This is a genomic window from Faecalibacterium prausnitzii, assembly GCF_003324185.1.
Classification (GTDB): Bacteria; Bacillota; Clostridia; order Oscillospirales; family Ruminococcaceae; genus Faecalibacterium; species Faecalibacterium prausnitzii.
On the sequence record NZ_PXUP01000006.1, the window covers coordinates 100,172 to 118,466 of the forward strand.

Sequence of the window (18,295 nt, forward strand, 5' to 3'; positions counted from 1 at the left end):
CATAAAGCCCTATTTCCGGGATCAGTTCCTACACCACCACATACAGCATAGCTCCGGCAAAAAGGTCAAGAACCTTTGTTCACCTTGTGCCCTCCTGCGGCTTCAACGCCCTTTTGCGGTATTGCAGGGGGCTTTGCCCGGTGGCTTTTGCAAACCGGGTGGAAAAGTTGCTGGCATCGCCAAAGCCTACCTTCTGCGCGATCTCGCTGACGCTGTGGTCGGTGAGAACCAGCAGTTCCTTTGCCTGTGTAATGCGGAAGTTGACCAGATAATTATACGGTGTCGTGCCCATATACCGCCGGAACAGCCGCAGAAAATAGCTTTTGCTCATGTGGGCATCGGCCAGCAGGTCGGCAAGGCAAAGCTCCTTCTGGTAATTTTTGCGCAGGGTCTCCGCTGCCTGCAAAATCACCTGCCGCGCGCTGGTGGCTTCGGCCTGTGAAAGAATGCTCCGGGCGCACAGCGCCAGCATCTCGTGGAGCACCAGCCCGGCGGTCACCATGCTGTCCACGGTGCTGCGCTCCATCTGCCCCAAAAGCATTTCAAAATATTCCTGTATCTTGACCCCGGTGAGCTGCACCGGGGTCAGTTTTTTGCCCGGAAGCAGCAGCGGCTCCATGGCGGCGACTCCTGCACCGTCCAGATGCACCCAATAATGATGCCAGCAGCTTTGCCCCGGGGCGGTGCAGTAGCTCTGCGGGATGCGGCAGTTCAGCAGCAGCGCCTGCCCAGTGCGGAGCTCCACATGGCTTTCCCCCTGCTCGATGAGCCCTGCACCCCGGAGGGTGTAAAACAGAAGATAGCTTTCTTTATCCGTGCGGGCGGTGGAAAAATGCTGCTGGGCGTAGAACACCCCTGCCTCGGTGCAGTAATAGGGCTGCGCCAGCTCTGCTTCGCTGGGAGTGGTGCGTTTCCAGACGCTTTCCGGGGTCACATCCATGTTGTAGGTCAGCATTTTCTGTTTTCTCTCTTTCCGAGGTGTATCTGAAAACAAAGAAAATGACGAATATTTCGCAAGCACAAGCGGGATTTAAGGCAAATAGCCGCAGGAATCCTTTGTGGATTTCAAGGCTGTTTAACGCAAAATCCAGCTGTGCTTGTAGAAATAGACTAAATTTTCGACTTTTCAGATACACCCTAGGTTCAGTATAGCGCACCAGCCTTTGCAGTGCAAGAGTAGACTTTTCACAAAGAATGCGTCACCTTTGCAGATGGAATCGTCCGTGTTCTACCGCTATACTGGTAGCAGTCAAAGCCACACAGGAGGCGCATTATGTACAAAAACTATCTTGCCATCGACATTGGTGCATCCAGCGGGCGGCACATTGTCGGATGGATGGAGAACGGCGTTCTCTGCACCGAAGAAGTGTACCGTTTTCCCAATAGCGTCCGGTGGGTGGACGGTCATCTGGAATGGGACATCGACAGCCTGTTTACCAACGTGAAGCAGGGCATCCGGGAAGCGTTTGCAAAGTTCCCGGAAATTGAGAGCCTTTCCATCGACACATGGGCGGTGGATTATGTGCTGCTGAAAAACGGTCAGCCCCTCTCCCCTGTCTACGCCTACCGCGACAGCCGGACGCAGGCGGTGCTGGATGAAGTCCACAGCATCCTGCCCTTCGCGCAGCTCTACCGGCGCACCGGCATCCAATTCCAGCCCTTCAACAGCATTTATCAGCTGTATGCCGACAAAAAAGCCGGGCGGCTGGCGCAGGCCGAGGACTTTTTGATGATCCCGGAATATCTGCTGTGGAAGCTCTGCGGCGTAAAGGCACGGGAGTACACCAACGCCACCTCCACCGGACTCGTGAACGCTCAGACCAAAGAGTACGACCCGGAGATTCTCAAAGCTTTGGGCTTGCCGGAGGCGATGTTCCCCAAGCTGATGGCTCCCGGTACGGTGCTGGGCCCGTTGAAGGCGGACATTGCCGCCGAGGTGGGCGGACAGACCAAGGTAGTGCTGTGCGCCACCCACGACACCGCCAGCGCCGTGGAGGGCATCCCCATGGAGCAGGGCGATGCACCGTTTCTCTCCTCCGGCACATGGAGTTTGCTGGGGGTCAAGCTGGCAAAGCCCATCACCAGCCCGAAGAGCTGCCGCGCCAACTTTACCAACGAGGGCGGCGTGGGGTACATCCGCTACCTAAAAAACATCATGGGTCTGTGGATCATCCAGTGCGTGCAAAAGCAGCTGGGCATCTCCTTTGCCGAGATGGTGGAGCTGGCCAAGACCAGCACCTACACCCGCATTTTTGATGTAAACGCAGCCCGCTTCTCTGCCCCGCAGGATATGCGCGCAGAGATTCGCACGGCTCTTGCCGAGACCGGCGAAGCCCCTGCCACGGATGCCGACCTCATCAACAGCATCTACCACTCGCTGGCGTACTGCTACGGGGAAGCCTATCGTGAGATGGAGGCTGTGACCGGGCAGCACTGGGATAAACTCTACATCGCAGGTGGCGGCGCAAAGAACGCCACCCTGAACGAGCTGACCGCCCATTATACCGGAAAACAGGTCGTGGCTCTGCCCATCGAGGCCACCGCCATCGGCAATTTGAAGATTCAGATGAGCATTTCTAAAGGAGGAACCGTATGAGTTACGCAGAAGCAAAAGCCCGCTACACCGCCATTGGCGTGGACACCGAAACCGCCATTGCCCGGTTAAAGACCGTGCCCATTTCTCTGCACTGCTGGCAGGGAGATGACGTCCGTGGCTTTGATACCGACCCCACCAAGCCCCTGACCGGCGGCATCCAGACCACCGGCAACTACCCCGGCCGTGCCCGCACCCCGGAGGAACTGATGGCAGATATGGACAAGGTGCTTTCCCTTTGCCCCGGCACCAAAAAGATCAATCTCCATGCCTCCTACGCCATTTTTGACGAGGAGAACCCGTGGGTAGACCGGGACAAACTGGAGCCGAAGCACTTCAAAAAATGGGTAGATTTTTGCAAGGCAAGAGGGCTGGGCGCAGACTTTAACCCCACCTTTTTCTCCCACCCCAAGTGCGACCCGCTGACCCTTGCCAGCCCCAATGAGGAGACCCGGAAATTCTGGGTGGAACACGGCAAGGCCTGCATCCGCATCAGCCAGTATCTGGCCGAGGAGCTGGGGCAGCCCTGCACCATGAACATCTGGACGGGCGACGGCTTCAAGGACGTACCGGCGGATCGCAAAGGTCCCCGCGACCGCTACAAGGCCAGCATCGACGAGATTTTGAGCGAGCCTTACGACTTCAAGCTGGTGAAGCCCTGCATCGAGAGCAAGGTGTTCGGCATCGGTGTGGAGGCGTACACCGTGGGCAGTGCCGAGTTTGCCCTGAGCTATACCGCCTTCAACCGGGAAAAGTGCATTCCTCTGATGGATAACGGCCACTACCATCCCACCGAAGTAGTCAGCGACAAGATTCCCGCCCTGCTGGCCTTCTTCCCGGAGATTGCCCTCCACATCACCCGCCCCATCCGCTGGGACTCCGACCATGTGGTGCTGTTTGACGATGAAACGAAGGAGATCTGCAAGGAGATCGTGCGCTGCGGCGGTCTGGACGGCCGGGTGAACATTGCACTGGATTACTTTGACGCTTCCATCAACCGCATCTCCGCATGGACGGTGGGCTTCCGCAACGTGGAAAAGGCGCTGCTGTCTGCCCTGTGCACCCCGCATACGGTACTGAAGGAGCTGCAGGACACCAACCAGTTCACCGAGCTGATGGTGCGGCAGGAGGAGCTGAAGACCCTGCCCTTTGGCGTGGTCTGGGACGAATACTGCCGCCGGAACGGTGTGCCGGTGGACGGCGCATGGTTTGAGGAAGTAAAGAAATACGAGCAGAACGTGCTGAGCAAGCGCATTTGAATGAGAGAGGTTTTTGAAGATGGGTATTCTGGATATTGAAATTGTCAAAGGTTTTATGCGGATGTGCAACGATGGCTGGCTGCAGGGCTGGCACGAGCGCAACGGCGGCAACCTGACCTACCGCATGAAGGAAGAGGAAGTGGCCCAGTGCCGCCCCTTCTTTTACCCGCAGCCCCACGAATGGGTGAACATGGGCGTGCAGGCGGACAATCTGGCGGGCGAGTATTTCATTACCACCGGCTCCGGCAAGTTTTTCCGCAACGTGGAGCCGGACCCTGTCCACAGCATCGGCATTGTGGAGATCAACGGCAAGGGCGACAGCTGGCGCATCGTCTGGGGTCTGGAAGGCGGCGCAAAGCCCACCAGTGAGTTCCCCAGCCACTTTATGAATCACAGCGTCCGCAAAGCCGCCACCAATGGCGCAAACCGCGTTATCTACCACTGCCACGCCACCAACGTCATTGCCCTGACCTACATTCTGCCCCTGACCGACCGGGACTTCACCCGTGCGTTGTGGCAGAGCGCTACTGAGTGCCCGGTGGTGTTCCCGGAGGGCGTGGGCGTCTGCCCGTGGATGGTGCCCGGCGGGGCAGACATTGCCATGGCCACCAGTGAGCTGATGAAGACTTATCAGGCCGCCATCTGGGCACAGCACGGTCTGTTTGCCTCCGGCCCGGACTTTGACATCACCTTTGGTCTGGCCCACACCATCGAAAAGAGTGCCGAAATTTACGTCAAGGTGCTCTCCATGGGCGGCGGCATCATCCGTCAGACCATCACCGACGACGACCTGCGCGCCATCGCCCGCGACTTTGGTGTGACCCTGAACGAGAAGTTTCTCAACTAAGCCATCTTTCTCCATTCTTCTTCATCATAGCAGAACAGGCATCCCGTCCGATACCGCCAAACGGTAACGCAGGATGCCTGTTCTGCTTTATGTTTCCCGGAATTCCATGGGCGTTTTTCCGGTGACCTGCTGAAAGACTGCGCTGAAATAATTGCGGGTGGCAAAGCCAAGCTGTTCGGAAATTTCCCGGACGCTGAGCGGTGTACTTTTCAGCAGAACTTTCGCACGTTCGACCTTTGCAAACTTTACATAGTTCGTCACACTCAGACCCGTTTCTTCCTTGAATTTGTGGGTGAGATAATATTCCGTGTAGCCCACCAGGGCGGCAAGATCTTCCGCTACGATCTTTTTGTCCAGATTCATCTCGATGTAATCCACACATTTCTGAATCTGCATACTGAGGTTCGGGTTCGTCCGATGCTTGTGGACACGCCGGATAAAGTCGTCGTACATCATCATTGCAAGGGGGGCCAGCTCATCCAGCGATTTTGCCGCTTCTGCCGTCTGAATGTAGCTGTCCCCAAGCGAATATGCCTCCTCCGGGGACAGGCCGCCCTCAATGGCGGCACGGCAGACCAGAGAGGTGAACACGATGATGGAGGTCTTGCTCTGGCGTAGCACATCGCTGCTCTGCACCGGTACACCTGCACTTATGCTCATACAGTTAGAAAGCGCCTGCTTGTAATTCATATCTCCGGTGCGGACCATCTGCAGCATTCCCTGCTCCGCCATCCAGATTTTATACCGGTCATGGGGAATCGCATCGCTTTTCAGCCGTTCGTCCTGTGCTGCACTGCTGTTCACATCGCTCAACTCCAGCCGCTGCCCGGTCAGGCAGTAGTGCATCATCAGCAGATAGCGGTTCATAATGGTGTTTTGCAGGGTAGGAACTTTTTCAAGGGCTTTGTAAAGTTGGATCGTCCATGCCACACTGATCTCCAGCTTGCTGTAATATTTCAGCCCTTCCTCGATCCCGCGCATTGTCACATCCCGATGGAACACCGGCCCGATGACCCAGACACGCTTCAGTTTCCCCTCTTCCTTTTCAAAGGCTGCGCCCCACAAAAGACCCAATGCCGTCCCCAAGGTAACGGGCACATCGTCCCGGTTCCCATGCTCCAGCATCCGCTGTTTGCAGCCGAACAGCTCAAATGCGCTGGCAAGAAAGGCCTCGTCCGGGCAGTTGCTCCGTAGTAGCTTTCCCTTTGCATCATAGCACCATGTATAAACATTGCCGCCGCACTGGACAAGCTCGGAAAACAGCATCATATTCTGGAGAACATCCATGTGTAACCCCTCCGGCTCATTGACTCATTGATAGAAATAGTATATCATACTTTCGTCGTTTTTTCTACCGATGCCCGGAGCCCCCTCTCAAGCTCTGCAATACTCCCCCAGCACCGCAAGGCTGGGCTTTGCGGTCCGCTCCATGGTTTCACGGTTCACGGCGATCAGGCCGAACTGCATGGCATAGCCCTTCTGCCACTCAAAGTTGTCCATCAGGCTCCAATGGAAGTAGCCCTTCACCGGGATGCCGTCGGCAATGCAGTGTTGCACGCCGTCCAGTGCCTGCCGGATAAACGCCACACGGCGGGTGTCATCGGCGGTGGCAATGCCATTTTCGGTGACGATGAGATCACCCTTGAATTTCTCTGCCACCTTGCGGAGAACGTGCTCCAGTGCCTGCGGGTAAACCTCGTAATCCATCTGGGTCAGCTCTGCGCCCTCCGGTGCCGGCAGCTGCCCCTGCGGGCCGTAAAGGGTGCGGGTGTAGTTCTGCACACCTAAGAAATCATCCTCTTTGATGTAGGGCAGATAATGGGTGAACTCCTCCTGCCATGCGGCCTCGGCAAAGGCTTCGCCGCCGGGCTGTGCCTGCAAGTCGTGGAGAGAAAGGGTCAGGCCAACCTTGACCTGCGGGCAGATGGCCTTGATGGCATCCCGTGCGGCTGCATGGGCACGCAGCACCAGCAGGTCGCCCTCCGAGGTGCGCTCGCTGACAAAGATCTGCGGCTGGGGTGTGCCGAACACCTGCGCGTTCTCCATGGCAGCATACTTCATGTTTTCCATCATCTTCTGGAAGTTCATGCCCACCTGCACCGTGCCCTCGGCAGACTTTCCGGCAGCAGCGGCATTCTTGGCTGCCTGTTCTGCCATCAGGCGGAACCGCTTGGAAATGGCGGCCAGCTGCAAGCCCATATTCGCTTCGTTGATGGTGCAGACATAATGCAGCTCGCTGCCCAGCTGCTCCATGACAAAGGCTGCATAGTGCTTAAAGTCCTCGACCGTGGACTCTGCTTCCCAGCCGCCCTTGCAGATAAGCCACTTGGGGCTGGTGAAGTGCAGCAGAGTCACCACCGGTTCTACACCATGCGCTTTGCAGCAGGCGATCACCTTGCGGTAGTGTTCAATGGCTTCCGGATTGAACGTTCCTTCCTCCGGCTCCACCCGTGCCCACTCGATGGAAAAGCGGTAGGCGTTCAGCCCGGCATCGGCCAGCAGCTTAATATCTTCTTCGTACCGATGATAATGGTCGCAGGCAATGCCGCTGGGCTCCGTAAAGCTGGAATGGGGCAGCTGCTCCTGTGCCCAGTAGTCGCTGTTGGTATTGTTACCCTCTACCTGATGGGCTGCTGTTGCAGCACCGATGAAAAAGCCTTTTTCAAATTTCTGCATGATGATTCTCCTTTTTATTCAGAAGCCGTGTTTTCTCTGTGCCTATTGTAACAGGTCTGTGCGGAGCAAAAAGGATAATTTTTCACGTTATTGGTAAATTTTTCGTCGAGTGGTCAGAACTGCACGAATTTTTATCCTTAATTCCAATTTTTTGTCTGGCAGTACCTATTGCATTCTGTTATTCTGGTGTCAAGAAAAGCGGAACCCGTTTCACACAAAAAGGAGGAAAAATCATTATGTTCCAAAAGAAACCCAGCGCCAGTGAGGTAGACGGCGTCCAGTACCGCCGCGCCAAAACCTGGCAGATCATCTGCTACGCCTGCAACGCCTTTGTGGGCATGAGCGTCTATTCCCTGATCGGTATGGCAAGTTATTCTGCCAGTATCGGCTACGGCATCACTACTGCAACCGTCGGCATCATCCTGATGCTGGCCCGCATTCTGGACGGCTTCACCGACCCGCTGCTGGCATTCGTCTACGACCGCGTCAACACCCGTTTCGGTAAGCTGCGCGTTCTGCTGATCAGCGGCTACCTGATCGAGGCAGTCGGCCTGCTGTGCATGTTCAACCTGTGCTCCAGCAAGGGCTTCGGCCTGCCGGTGTTTGCCCTGACCTACATTATCTACATCATCGGCTACACCGTCACCAACATGACCGCCCAGACCCTGCCTGCCATCATGACCAACGATCCCCGGCAGCGTCCCACCATCGGTGTCTGGACCACTGCACTGAACTACGCCGTGCCCATGGGCATGAGTATGCTGATCTACACCGTCATCCTGCCCAAGTGCGGCGGCACCTTTAATCAGGACTTCCTCAGCACCGTCTGCACCATCGTCCTGATCATTGCCGGCATCGGCACCCTGATCGTCTGCGCTGGCATCTCCGCTTACGACAAGCCCGAAAACTTTGATAGCATCAGTAAAAATCACGAACCGCTGAAGGTTGCGGATATTCTTGAGGTGCTCAAGCACAACAAGCCCCTGCAGTGCTACATTGCCTCCAACGCTTCCGATAAGCTGGCTCAGCAGGTAGGCAGTCAGGCCATCATCAACACGATGCTGAACGGCATCCTCATCGGCAACATGGGTCTTGCTACCACCCTTAGCATGATCAGCATGGTTCCCTCCATCTTCTTTGCAGCCTTCGGCGCAAAGTATGTGGGCAAAAAAGGCAGCAAGAAGGGCATCGTGACCTGGACCTGCATCAGCATGACCATCACCACTGTGCTGATCCTGTTCTTCATCTTTACCGACACCCGTCAGATCGGTGTGATCGGCAGCTGGAACATGATCGTTTACGTCCTGCTGACCCTGCTGCAGAACGGTTCCAATATGTGCATCACCACCTCCAACAACTCTTACATGGCTGACACCATCGACTACGAGCTGGACCGCAGCGGCCGTTACATCCCGGCGGTAGTCTCCGGTACTTACAGCCTGATCGACAAGCTCATCACCTCGGTGGCTGCCGTCATCGCCACCGGTGCCGTCGCCGTTCTGGGCTACACCACCACCATGCCTCAGCCCACGGATGCCTACACCTCCGGCATCTTCTGGATGACCGTTGCCATCAAGTACGGTCTGCCGATGCTGGGCTGGGTCGTCACCCTGCTCGCCATGGTGGGCTGCCCCCTGACCAAGGAGGAAATGGTCAACGTCCAGAAGCGCATCGCAGATAAAAAAGACGCTCTTCGCCGTGAAGTAATTGCAGAACATATGCAGTAACACCCTGCAAAGACCGAAAAGGCTCATACGCTCTTTCGGTTTTTGCTGATTCTATCTATCTTTCACAAAGGAGTTTTTACCATGAGCAAGACCATCCTGCTGAATCATAGCAACTGGCATTTTACCAAGGAGAACCCCGGCATCCCCGCCGCCGTTATGGGCGAGGCCATTGCCCTGCCCCACACCTGGAACGCGGTGGACGGTCAGGACGGCGGCAACGATTACTACCGCGGCACCTGCTGGTATACACTGGCCCTGACAAAGCCCGCCATCCCGGCAGGCGGCAAGGCTGTTCTGCAGCTGGACGGCGCAGCCATGACCGCCGCCGTTTACCTGAACGGGGAAAAACTGGCCGAGCACAAGGGCGGCTACTCCACCTTCCGGGTGGACCTGACCGACCACCTCAAAGAGGAAAATCTGCTGGCAATTTCCGTGGACAACTGCGACAACGACACCGTGTACCCCCAGAAGGCAGACTTTACCTTCTACGGCGGCATTTACCGGGATATGACCCTGCACATCGTCCCGGCAGAGCACTTTGCCCTGCCCGCTAATGGCGCACCGGCGCTGAAGGTGACCCCTATCGTCACCGACCTTGCCACCAAGACCGTCGAGGTCACCGTGGAAGCTGCCGTGGTCGGCGCACAGAGCGTAGCCTTTGCGCTGGAAGGCCAGAGCATCACCGCCCCGGTGGAAAACGGCACTGCAAAGGCTGTTTTCACCCTGCACGATGCCCATCTGTGGGATGGCGTGGACGACCCCTTCCTTTACATCGTCTCTGCCAAGCTGGGCAATGGCGAGGAAACTTCCGCCCGGTTCGGCTGCCGGAAATTTGAGTTTGACCCCCAGAAGGGCTTTATCCTGAACGGCCGCAGCTATCCCCTGCGCGGCGTTTCCCGCCATCAGGACCGCAAGGGTGCGGGCAATGCCCTGACAAACGAAATGATGGAGGAGGATATTTCCATCATTCTGGAGATCGGGGCCAACACCATCCGTCTGGCTCACTATCAGCACGCACAGTATTTCTACGACCTGTGCGATGAAAAGGGTCTTGTCATCTGGGCAGAGATCCCCTACATCACCATGCACATGACCAACGGCCGTGCCAACACCCTGACCCAGATGGAAGAGCTGATCGTCCAGAACTACAACCACCCCTGCATTGCCGTGTGGGGCCTTTCTAACGAGATCACCGCTGCTTCTGCTGTCAACGAGGATCTGCTGGAAAACCACCGTCTGCTGAACGAGCTGGCGCACAAGCTGGACCCCACCCGCAAGACCACCATGGCAAACGTGTTTATGCTGGAGACCACCAGTCCTATTCTGGAAATTCCCGATGTGAACAGCTACAACCTCTACTTCGGCTGGTATCTGGGGGACCTTGAGCAGAACGACGAGTTCTTTGACAAATACCATACCGATTACCCTGACCGCTGCATCGGCTTTTCGGAGTATGGCGCAGATGCCAACCCCCAGTACCAGAGCAGCCACCCGGAAAAAGGCGACTACACCGAGAGCTACCAGTGCGTTTACCACGAGCACATTGCTAAGATGATTGCCGACCGTCCTTGGCTGTGGGCGACCCATGTGTGGAACATGTTCGACTTTGCCGCCGATGGACGCGATGAGGGCGGCAAGCATGGCGAGAACCAGAAGGGACTTGTCACCTTTGACCGCAAGATCAAAAAAGACCCCTTCTATCTCTACAAGGCCTATTGGAGCAAGGAGCCGTTCGTGCACCTGTGCGGCAGCCGCTATGTGGACCGCGCCGAGGATGTGACCGAGATCAAGGTCTACTCCAATCTGCCGGAGGTCTCGCTGTACAAGGACGGTCAGCTGGTGGAGACCAAGCATGGCGACAAAGTGTTCACCTTCCAGCTGCCCATTACCGGCAAGCACAGCATTGAGGCACGCTCCGGCGAGCACAGCAGCGTGATCCTGGTGAACAAGGTGGACGCCCCCAACCCGGATTACGCCATGGACAACCGCAAGAACGTGACCAACTGGTTTGACGGCGAGCTGGACGAAAGCTGCTGGTCAGTCAAGGACAACATGGCTGCCGCCATGGCAGACCCGAAAGCTGGTCCCATCCTGAAGCAGATCCGGGAAAAGGCCGCTGCTTCCCGCGGAGATGTGGCTGCCGCCGTGAAGGACAATCCGGCTCTGGTGGCCATGATGGAGCGTGCCATGCAGCGGATGACCATTCAATCCATGCTGATGCAGGCAGGCGCTTCGGAAGAGGACATCAAGCAGCTGAACCGGGTATTGCAGGGCATTGCCAAGGAGTAAGCTTCGATGAAACAGACCTATTGCAATCCTCTTGATCTGGGCTACCGTTACCAGCACATGAAGGAAGGCCCCCGCGTGGCGGGTTTCCGGGAGGGCGCAGACCCGACGCTGGTGTACTTCAAAGGCAGATATTATCTGTTCGTTTCCATGTCGGCGGGGTTCTGGTACTCGGAGGATCTTCTGGACTGGAACTTCCACGCAGACCCCAACCTGCTGATCTATGACTACGCGCCGGATGTGCGGCAGGTGGGCAATTACCTCTACTTCTGCGCCAGCCGCAAGGGGCGCAACTGCCCCATCCTGCGCACCGCTGACCCCCTGACCGAGCCGTTTACGGAGGTTTCCGCGCCCTTTGCTTTCTTGGACCCGGATCTGTTCTGCGATGACGATGGCCGGGTGTACTTCTACTGGGGCTGTTCCAACATCGCCCCTATCTACGGCGTGGAACTGGACCCGGACACCATGACCCCCATCGGTGAAAAACAGGAGCTGATCTTCGGCAATGAAACTACCCTTGGCTACGAACGCCCCGGCAACAACGGCATCGTAGACCGGGAAGCCAGCGTGCTGTACCAGTCCATGAAGCAGTTCTATGACCCCAAGACCGGCAAGCTGAATCTGCCGCCGCAGATGGCAAACATCCCCGGCCTGAGTGCCGAAAGCCTGACTGCCATGTTCAACGCCATCGGCAAGCCCTACATTGAGGGTGCGTTCATGACAAAGCACGGCGACACCTACTATCTGCAGTACGCCTGCCCCGGCACCCAGTACAACACCTACGCCGACGGTGTATACACCTCCCGTTCTCCGCTGGGTCCCTTTGTGCAGCAGGCATCCAATCCGTTTTCCGCAAAGCCCGGCGGATTCATCACCGGCGCAGGCCACGGCAGCACCATTGCCGACATCTACGGCAACTGGTGGCACGCCTCTACCATGCGCATTTCCGTCAACTATGACTTTGAGCGCCGGGTGGGGCTGTTCCCTGCCGGGTTCGACAAGGACGGCGTGCTTTACTGCAACCAGAACTTTTCCGATTACCCCCACCGCATCCCGGCTGGCAAATTCGATGCCGCCAGCCAGCAGCCGGAATGGATGCTGCTGAGTTACAAAAAGCCGGTCACGGCTTCCAGCACCGCAGAAAACAGCAGTCCGGAGCTGGCAGTCAACGAGGACTGCCGCAGCTGGTGGAGTGCCGCCGGTGCAGAGCCGGGCGAATGGCTCTGCGTGGACCTTGGCAAAGAGAATGATGTCCGTGCCATTCAGGTAAACATGGCAGATGAAAAGCTGGTGGTGGATTTCCCGGCGGACAGCTACGGCGACGACCGCAAGACCCGCCACATCGAGACCCGCCCGCAGATTTCCCATTACACGGTGGAGACCAGTGTGAACGGCGCAGACTGGACGACCCGCGAAACGGTTGCGCGCGAGTGCTCCAACGGCTACTACGAATATGCAGACGGCATCCGCGCCCGGTACGTCCGGGTCACCGGCGGCGAACTGCCCTATGGGCAGACGCTGCGCATCAGCGGTCTGCGGGTGTTCGGCAACGGCGAGGATGCAAAGCCCGCACAGGCCGAAGCTGCCGGGACCCGTACAGATGCACTGGATGCAAAGATCACTTGGAAGCACATCGAAAATACACAGGGCTGCAATGTCCGCTACGGCGCTGCGCCCGATAAACTCTATCTGAGCTGGCTGGTGTATGACGCAGACGAAGTGACCCTTTCCACCCTGACCGCCGGGCAGGAATACTATGTCTGCGTGGACAGCTTTAACGAAAACGGCATCACGCCGGGTAAGATTTTCAAACTGGAGGGGTAAACCATGCCCATCAAAGCCGTGCAGCAATTTATGCTGGGCACTGTACTGAGCAACGAGCAGCAGGCAAGAGAAACGCTTGCTGCCATGAAAGCCGCCGGGTACGACGGCATTGAACTGTGTGGATTTATGATCCACCCCATTGGCTTTGTGGTAAAGCTGCTGACCAAGGCCGCCGGAATGCCGGTGGGCAAGGGCGGCAACTTGGACTGGCACAAGCTGGTGCAGGAGGCAGGCCTGAAGGTGGTCAGCCTGCACACCGACCTAGGCTCTCTGGAGCGGGATGCCCACGCAGTGGCCGAGGAAGCCAAGAGCTTCGGCACACCGTATGTGGTCATCACCGGGATGTACCGCTTTGATTACGGCGATGAAGCCGTTATACACCAGCTTGCGCAGCGGCTGAACAAAGCCGGCGAAACCTTGGCAGCCGAGGGCATCCACCTGCTCTACCACAACCACAACTGCGAGCTGCGGCATGTGAATGCAGAAAAGCGCGCCTACGATATTTTAATCGAGGAAACAAATCCCGAATTTGTCAACTTTGAGTTTGACAGCTACTGGTTCACCGAGGGCGGTGCGAATGCGCTGGCCTGGATGCAGCGGCTCGGCTCCCGCATGAAGCTGTGGCACATCAACGACCGGGGCACCCGCATCACCGGCAGCGCCATCACACCCATCCTGAAAACCGACAGCATGGAGCTGGGCACCGGCAATATGGACCTTGACAGCCTGATGGCGCAGGCCCTTGCCATGGATGTGGATGCCGTCATTCTGGAAAGCCACCGCAACTGGGTGGACAATTCCCCCATCAAGAGCTTCCAGCTCAGTGCAAAATACCTTGCACAAAAATTCTGATCTGCCATTTTCTCATCATTTTTCTTCTTCATTACCCCATAAAAGCAATGCCCCGCACCGGTTACTCCTTCCGGTGCGGGGCGTTGTGTTTTGCGGGGAATCTTTTTGCGTTACAGGGTGTGGGTGCCCGGCTGCAAGGTCAGACTTCTGCCATCCGGGAGGGTAACTTCTGCGGTTCTGTTGCAGGGCACGGTGATGGTGTAGGTCACGGCATCGCCTGCATACTGCCAGCCGCTTTCAATGCGCCCCACCGGGGAATCGTACACCGCTTTTGCCCAACCCAGAGCCGGGTTCGGGGTGGGGGCGATGGTCAGGGTCTCCCCTGCCAGACGGATGCCGCACACGCCGCCGAACAGCCAGCCGCAGATGGCACCGTAGGAGTAATGGTTCAGGGATTCGCTGGGGTGGCCGTTTGCGTCAATGCCCGTCCATGTCTCCCAGACGGTGGTAGCGCCCTGCTTGACTTCATAGAGCCAGCTGGGAGCGGTGTCCTGTAACAGCAGCTTATAGGCGGTGTCGGCATAGCCGTACTTTGCCAGCACCTCGCAGAGGAAGGGTGTAGAAAGGAAGCCGGTGTTCAGGTGGTAGCCGTTTTCCGCCACCATCCGGTTCAGGGTATCCGCAGCGGCTTGGCTCTCCTCCTCGCCCAGCAGTGCAAAGGCAATGGCGCGGACGTATTCGCACTGGCGGTCCGAAGTGATTTTCCCGTTGTCCGTAAAGGCGGCGCGGTACGCCTTTACCGCCTTTTCTGCCGTGTCGCGGTACTGCACTGCGTCCTCTGCCTTGCCCAGCGCCTGCGCGATTTCCGCCAGAAGCCGCCCGGAATAAGCCAGATAGGCCGTACCCACGCTTTTGCGCGGGTTCATCATGGCCTGCATGGGGGTAATGCCCGGCTCACACCACTCGCCGTAGTCCAAGCCGTTCAGCACCGTGTACTTGGCGTATGCACCGGTCTGCTGTTCCTCGGTGGTCTGCTGGGCACGCCCCAGCAGGAAGCCATACCACTTTTGCATCATCTCGTAGTTGTCCGCCAGAATTTTCCGGTCGCCGGTGCGCTTATAAAGGGCGTAGGGCACCAGAATGGCGGCATCGCCCCAGCCCGCCGACATACAGAGCATGGGGGTCATGTAGCCGGGGCGGCTGGTGGGCGGCGCAATGTTCGCCATGCGTCCATCCGGGTACTGGTTCAGGCGGCATTCTGCCAGCCATTTTTCCACCACCGGGTAGCAGTCCATCAGGGTCAGACCGGTCTCGATGAACACCCCCATGTCCCCCGTCCAGCCAGCACGCTCGCGGGTGGGGCAGTCGGTGGGGATATCGCAGAAGTTGCCCTTCTGGCTCCACACACTGTTTTTCACCAGCTGATCCACATCGGCGTTGCCGCACGCAAAGCTGCCGGTAACCGGCAGCTCCGAATAGACGGCGTGGGCAGTAAACTCTGCGCCGGTCAGGTCGATGTCCGTTTCCACCTTTGCGTACCGGAATCCCATGATGGTAAAGCTGGGCTTGTAGTGGTTCTCGCTCTCTTTGCAGACGAGTTCCAGCATCTGCGCCGTGCCGCCCTCCTTGTGGCGGTTCCGGTCCTGAAAGTTCTCCTGCGTAAAGTTGCCGTTCTCGTCCAGTGCTTCGCCGCACAGCAGCCGGAGCTTCTGCCCAGCATGGGCGGTCAGCTTCATCTCCACATAGCCAGCCATATTCTGCCCAAAGTCCAGCACAGTCTCGCCGTTGGGGGTGCGCAGCAGCCTGCCCGCAAAGGCCTCCTGCTCCCGGATGGGCACGGTGTTCATACCGGTGATGGGCAAGGAGTTCGGCTCGGTCTTTACGCCATGCCAGCCGGAAAGCTCCCCTTCCAGCCGGGCATCGTACACTTCGCCCTGCTGCATATCATTTTGGCGAATCGGGCCGCACTGGGTGGCCTCCATGTCGTCATCCGAAACGCAGACCGCCTTGCCGTCCACTTCCAGCTGGAACAGGACAGCCACTTCTTTCCCGAACAGGTCACGGTCTCCATCCACGCCGGAGGTGCTGCGGTACCAGCCGTCGCCCAATGCGATAAGCAGCTCATTTTCACCGTCACGGACAAGTGCGGTCACATCGTAGGTCTGTGCCCCAAGGTGCTTGTCTGCGGTAAAGCTGCCGGGGGCAAGCACCATGTCGCCGACACGCTTGCCGTTCAGCCATGCCGCATACAACCCCTTGGCGGTAATGTACAGCCGCTTGCACTGCCCCGCCGGGGCGGTGAACGTTTTGCGCAGATAACTTGCCGGGCGGTGGGGCTGATAAGGCTGCGCCTGCCCTTTGCCGGAGGCTTCCAGCGCCGCCTGCTTCTGCTCCCAGTTGGGCTTTGCAAAGGCGTTGATGGCATCAGCGCAGCCGATATCCGGCTCTTCTGTCTCCGGGCAGACCCACACGCCCTGCCAGTCTGCCTGTGCAAGCCCGGTCTCGAAGGAAGCGGTGCTCCATGTACTGGGCTGGTCATTTTCATCCCACAGGCGGATACGCCACCGTCCCTGCGTCTTGGGCGGTACAGCGATGGGCGTTTCGGTGTGCATCACACTGCCCAAAGCCTTTCCGCTTGTCCACAGCGTTTCGGCTCCGGCGGTCACTTCGATTTCGTAAGCAGTCTGGCGCACGCCTTCGGCGCACTGCCACGATAAAAACAGCGTCCCGGCATCTATACCGAGAGGCTGGGTCAAATGATTCGTTTTCAGGTTTGTTGCTTGCATCATCCGCATCTCCTTTTTTCCGTTTGATTTCTGTTCTTATTATAAAGAGAATCTCACGGAATAAGGGTGCAAAATTTTGTGTTATCGGTCAAAAAGTCGTGCTATTTATGACAATTCAAAAAATTCATCTTGCTTCACGACTTTTCATCCTTACTGTCTGCGGTTCTCCTGTTATACTTTGGGTAAGAAAAAAAAATACCGCCCACGCAGCGCTGCGTGGGCGGTATTTTTTATGCTCGCTTAAAACTTGAGGGCATTGGTTTGCGTGGCCGTATATGCCCGTTAATCGCACCGTTCCAGCTTTTTAGCTTTTGCAAAGAACAACCAGAGCAGTGCCGTGCATCCCACCATGCAGGCAGGCATGATGAGGAAGGAGGTCCGGTAGCCGATGGCATCCACCAAGCTGCCAAACACGGCATTGAAGAGGATATCCGCCAGCGAAGCCACACTCAGCACCAGACCCGATGCAGAGGAAGCTGCGTGACTAGGCCAGTATCGCGGGATCAGCATGACAAGGGTCGGATACAGGATGGAAAACAGCAGACCGCTGACTGCCAGGAGCCACAGACCCGGTGCACCCAGCAGAACACCTGCGGTGTACAGAACCGCAGCGCTTGTGGCGAAGAGCCGCAGGCAGCGGTAGATGCCCAGCTTATCCACCAGACTGCTCAGCACCAGACGCCCCACCATCACACAGCCGAAGAAAACAGCGGTAAAGTTTGCCGCCTGTCCCATGGGCACTTCCAGTGCATTGGTAGCATAGCTCACCAGCCAGTTCATAATGCCATGTTCTGCAATGAAATACAGGCCGATGATCAGCACCAACGACAGAAATGCCGGACAGCTCATGATCTCCTTGGGCGATACCTTCCCCTCCGTTTTGTGCTCCTGCACTTCCGGCATGGGGAACAGCACGAACAGCACCATGGCCACTGCGCCAATGGCCAGCAGTCCCCATGCCACGGTGTGCCAGCTGGAAATATCCGTAGCCCAGTTGCCAATGATGCTCTGGCTGCCGCTGGTGCCGATGCCCTGAATGAAGAACAGGAAGTTCACAAAAAAGCCGGGCGCAACGGCAAACATACCGGTCGTGATCAGGTTCATGTTGGTGTTCAGCAGCGTGGATGTGCCCATGGCAAAAAACATTCCCACAAGCAGCAGCAGATAGGAGTCCGTGGTGGCAAACAGCAGCATGGCTGCGCTCCACAAAAAGGTATACAGCAGCATGGCCTTGCGGCGGCCCAGAATATCCACCCCGAAGCCGCCGACGGCCAGAAACACGAGGTTGCCGATGTAGCTTACGGTGACGATCTGGGACAACTGGGCGGTACTCAGCTGGAAGTAGGCAGAGAAGATCGTGGAAAAGATACCCCGCATGGCATCGTTCGCGCCCAGACCCACCATCAGGATCAGGAACGCGGCAAACGTGATGATGTTCTTTTTCTTGTTCATTGGTTTATCCCTCAAAAGAAGCCGCCGCCCGGCCCGACCCAGCAAAAGGGGCC

12 protein-coding genes are annotated in these 18,295 nt (G+C 57.4%); 7 read left to right on the plus strand and 5 right to left on the minus strand.

All coding sequences use genetic code 11. The features are described from left to right. Positions 1 to 79: 79 nt before the first annotated feature. Complete coding sequence (locus tag C7J97_RS05680) at positions 80 to 955, minus strand: helix-turn-helix domain-containing protein (RefSeq protein ID WP_113998216.1); 876 nt, start codon at positions 953 to 955, stop codon at positions 80 to 82. A 318-nt stretch (positions 956 to 1,273) separates the two neighbouring features. On the opposite strand from C7J97_RS05680, the gene C7J97_RS05685 reads away from it, so the two are divergent. From C7J97_RS05685 to rhaD, 3 genes are read left to right on the plus strand one after another with little or no spacing between them, the layout of a single operon-like run. Further along, entirely contained in the window at positions 1,274 to 2,596 is a 1,323-nt protein-coding gene (locus C7J97_RS05685) for a rhamnulokinase (protein ID WP_113993394.1), read from the plus strand. Beyond that, a complete protein-coding gene (locus tag C7J97_RS05690) occupies positions 2,593 to 3,852 on the plus strand; it encodes an L-rhamnose isomerase (protein WP_113998217.1) in 1,260 nt (419 codons plus the stop codon). Before C7J97_RS05685 ends, C7J97_RS05690 begins: the two co-directional genes overlap by 4 nt. A gap of 19 nt (positions 3,853 to 3,871) precedes the next feature. Further along, positions 3,872 to 4,699: a rhamnulose-1-phosphate aldolase gene (gene rhaD, locus C7J97_RS05695; RefSeq protein WP_113998218.1), complete on the plus strand. Its 828-nt coding sequence runs from the start codon at positions 3,872 to 3,874 to the stop codon at positions 4,697 to 4,699. Positions 4,700 to 4,786: 87 nt separating this feature from the next. Here the strand turns inward: rhaD and C7J97_RS05700 are convergent, their stop codons facing one another. Together C7J97_RS05700 and C7J97_RS05705 are read right to left on the minus strand one after the other, a co-directional pair. Further along, entirely contained in the window at positions 4,787 to 5,986 is a 1,200-nt protein-coding gene (locus C7J97_RS05700; RefSeq protein WP_112121966.1) for a helix-turn-helix domain-containing protein, read from the minus strand. A gap of 87 nt (positions 5,987 to 6,073) precedes the next feature. Continuing rightward, positions 6,074 to 7,375, minus strand: a complete 1,302-nt coding sequence (locus C7J97_RS05705; RefSeq protein WP_113993152.1) for a glycoside hydrolase family 1 protein — start codon at positions 7,373 to 7,375, stop codon at positions 6,074 to 6,076. 236 nt (positions 7,376 to 7,611) lie between these two features. Here C7J97_RS05705 and C7J97_RS05710 point away from each other — a divergent pair, with 236 nt between their 5' ends. The 4 genes from C7J97_RS05710 (at position 7,612) to C7J97_RS05725 (ending at position 14,064) form a co-directional block, all read left to right on the plus strand. Further along, a complete protein-coding gene (locus tag C7J97_RS05710) occupies positions 7,612 to 9,102 on the plus strand; it encodes an MFS transporter (protein WP_113993153.1) in 1,491 nt (496 codons plus the stop codon). Between the two features lie 81 nt (positions 9,103 to 9,183). Further along, positions 9,184 to 11,391 (plus strand): glycoside hydrolase family 2 protein, encoded by a 2,208-nt coding sequence (locus C7J97_RS05715; RefSeq protein WP_113993154.1) that lies wholly within the window; start codon positions 9,184 to 9,186, stop codon positions 11,389 to 11,391. Positions 11,392 to 11,397: 6 nt separating this feature from the next. Continuing rightward, positions 11,398 to 13,212 carry a family 43 glycosylhydrolase gene (locus C7J97_RS05720; RefSeq protein WP_113993155.1) on the plus strand — a complete coding sequence of 605 codons (1,815 nt, stop codon included), beginning with the start codon at positions 11,398 to 11,400 and terminating at the stop codon, positions 13,210 to 13,212. A 3-nt stretch (positions 13,213 to 13,215) separates the two neighbouring features. Then, on the plus strand, positions 13,216 to 14,064 hold the full coding sequence (locus tag C7J97_RS05725; RefSeq protein WP_113993156.1) for a sugar phosphate isomerase/epimerase family protein: 849 nt from the start codon (positions 13,216 to 13,218) through the stop codon (positions 14,062 to 14,064). Between the two features lie 110 nt (positions 14,065 to 14,174). Here C7J97_RS05725 and C7J97_RS05730 read toward each other — a convergent pair whose 3' ends face one another. Further along, positions 14,175 to 16,793 (minus strand): family 78 glycoside hydrolase catalytic domain, encoded by a 2,619-nt coding sequence (locus C7J97_RS05730; protein WP_341458548.1) that lies wholly within the window; start codon positions 16,791 to 16,793, stop codon positions 14,175 to 14,177. A 279-nt stretch (positions 16,794 to 17,072) separates the two neighbouring features. After that, positions 17,073 to 18,242, minus strand: coding sequence for an MFS transporter (locus C7J97_RS05735; RefSeq protein ID WP_113993158.1), 1,170 nt, complete (start codon positions 18,240 to 18,242; stop codon positions 17,073 to 17,075). Positions 18,243 to 18,295: the final 53 nt, after the last annotated feature.

Coding starts and splice junctions, on each gene's coding strand:
- C7J97_RS05680 (WP_113998216.1), bottom strand. CDS start 955: ATGCTGACCTACAACATGGATGTGACCCCGGAAAGCGTCTGGAAACGC.
- C7J97_RS05685 (WP_113993394.1), top strand. CDS start 1,274: ATGTACAAAAACTATCTTGCCATCGACATTGGTGCATCCAGCGGGCGG.
- C7J97_RS05690 (WP_113998217.1), top strand. CDS start 2,593: ATGAGTTACGCAGAAGCAAAAGCCCGCTACACCGCCATTGGCGTGGAC.
- rhaD (WP_113998218.1), top strand. CDS start 3,872: ATGGGTATTCTGGATATTGAAATTGTCAAAGGTTTTATGCGGATGTGC.
- C7J97_RS05700 (WP_112121966.1), bottom strand. CDS start 5,986: ATGGATGTTCTCCAGAATATGATGCTGTTTTCCGAGCTTGTCCAGTGC.
- C7J97_RS05705 (WP_113993152.1), bottom strand. CDS start 7,375: ATGCAGAAATTTGAAAAAGGCTTTTTCATCGGTGCTGCAACAGCAGCC.
- C7J97_RS05710 (WP_113993153.1), top strand. CDS start 7,612: ATGTTCCAAAAGAAACCCAGCGCCAGTGAGGTAGACGGCGTCCAGTAC.
- C7J97_RS05715 (WP_113993154.1), top strand. CDS start 9,184: ATGAGCAAGACCATCCTGCTGAATCATAGCAACTGGCATTTTACCAAG.
- C7J97_RS05720 (WP_113993155.1), top strand. CDS start 11,398: ATGAAACAGACCTATTGCAATCCTCTTGATCTGGGCTACCGTTACCAG.
- C7J97_RS05725 (WP_113993156.1), top strand. CDS start 13,216: ATGCCCATCAAAGCCGTGCAGCAATTTATGCTGGGCACTGTACTGAGC.
- C7J97_RS05730 (WP_341458548.1), bottom strand. CDS start 16,793: ATGATGCAAGCAACAAACCTGAAAACGAATCATTTGACCCAGCCTCTC.
- C7J97_RS05735 (WP_113993158.1), bottom strand. CDS start 18,242: ATGAACAAGAAAAAGAACATCATCACGTTTGCCGCGTTCCTGATCCTG.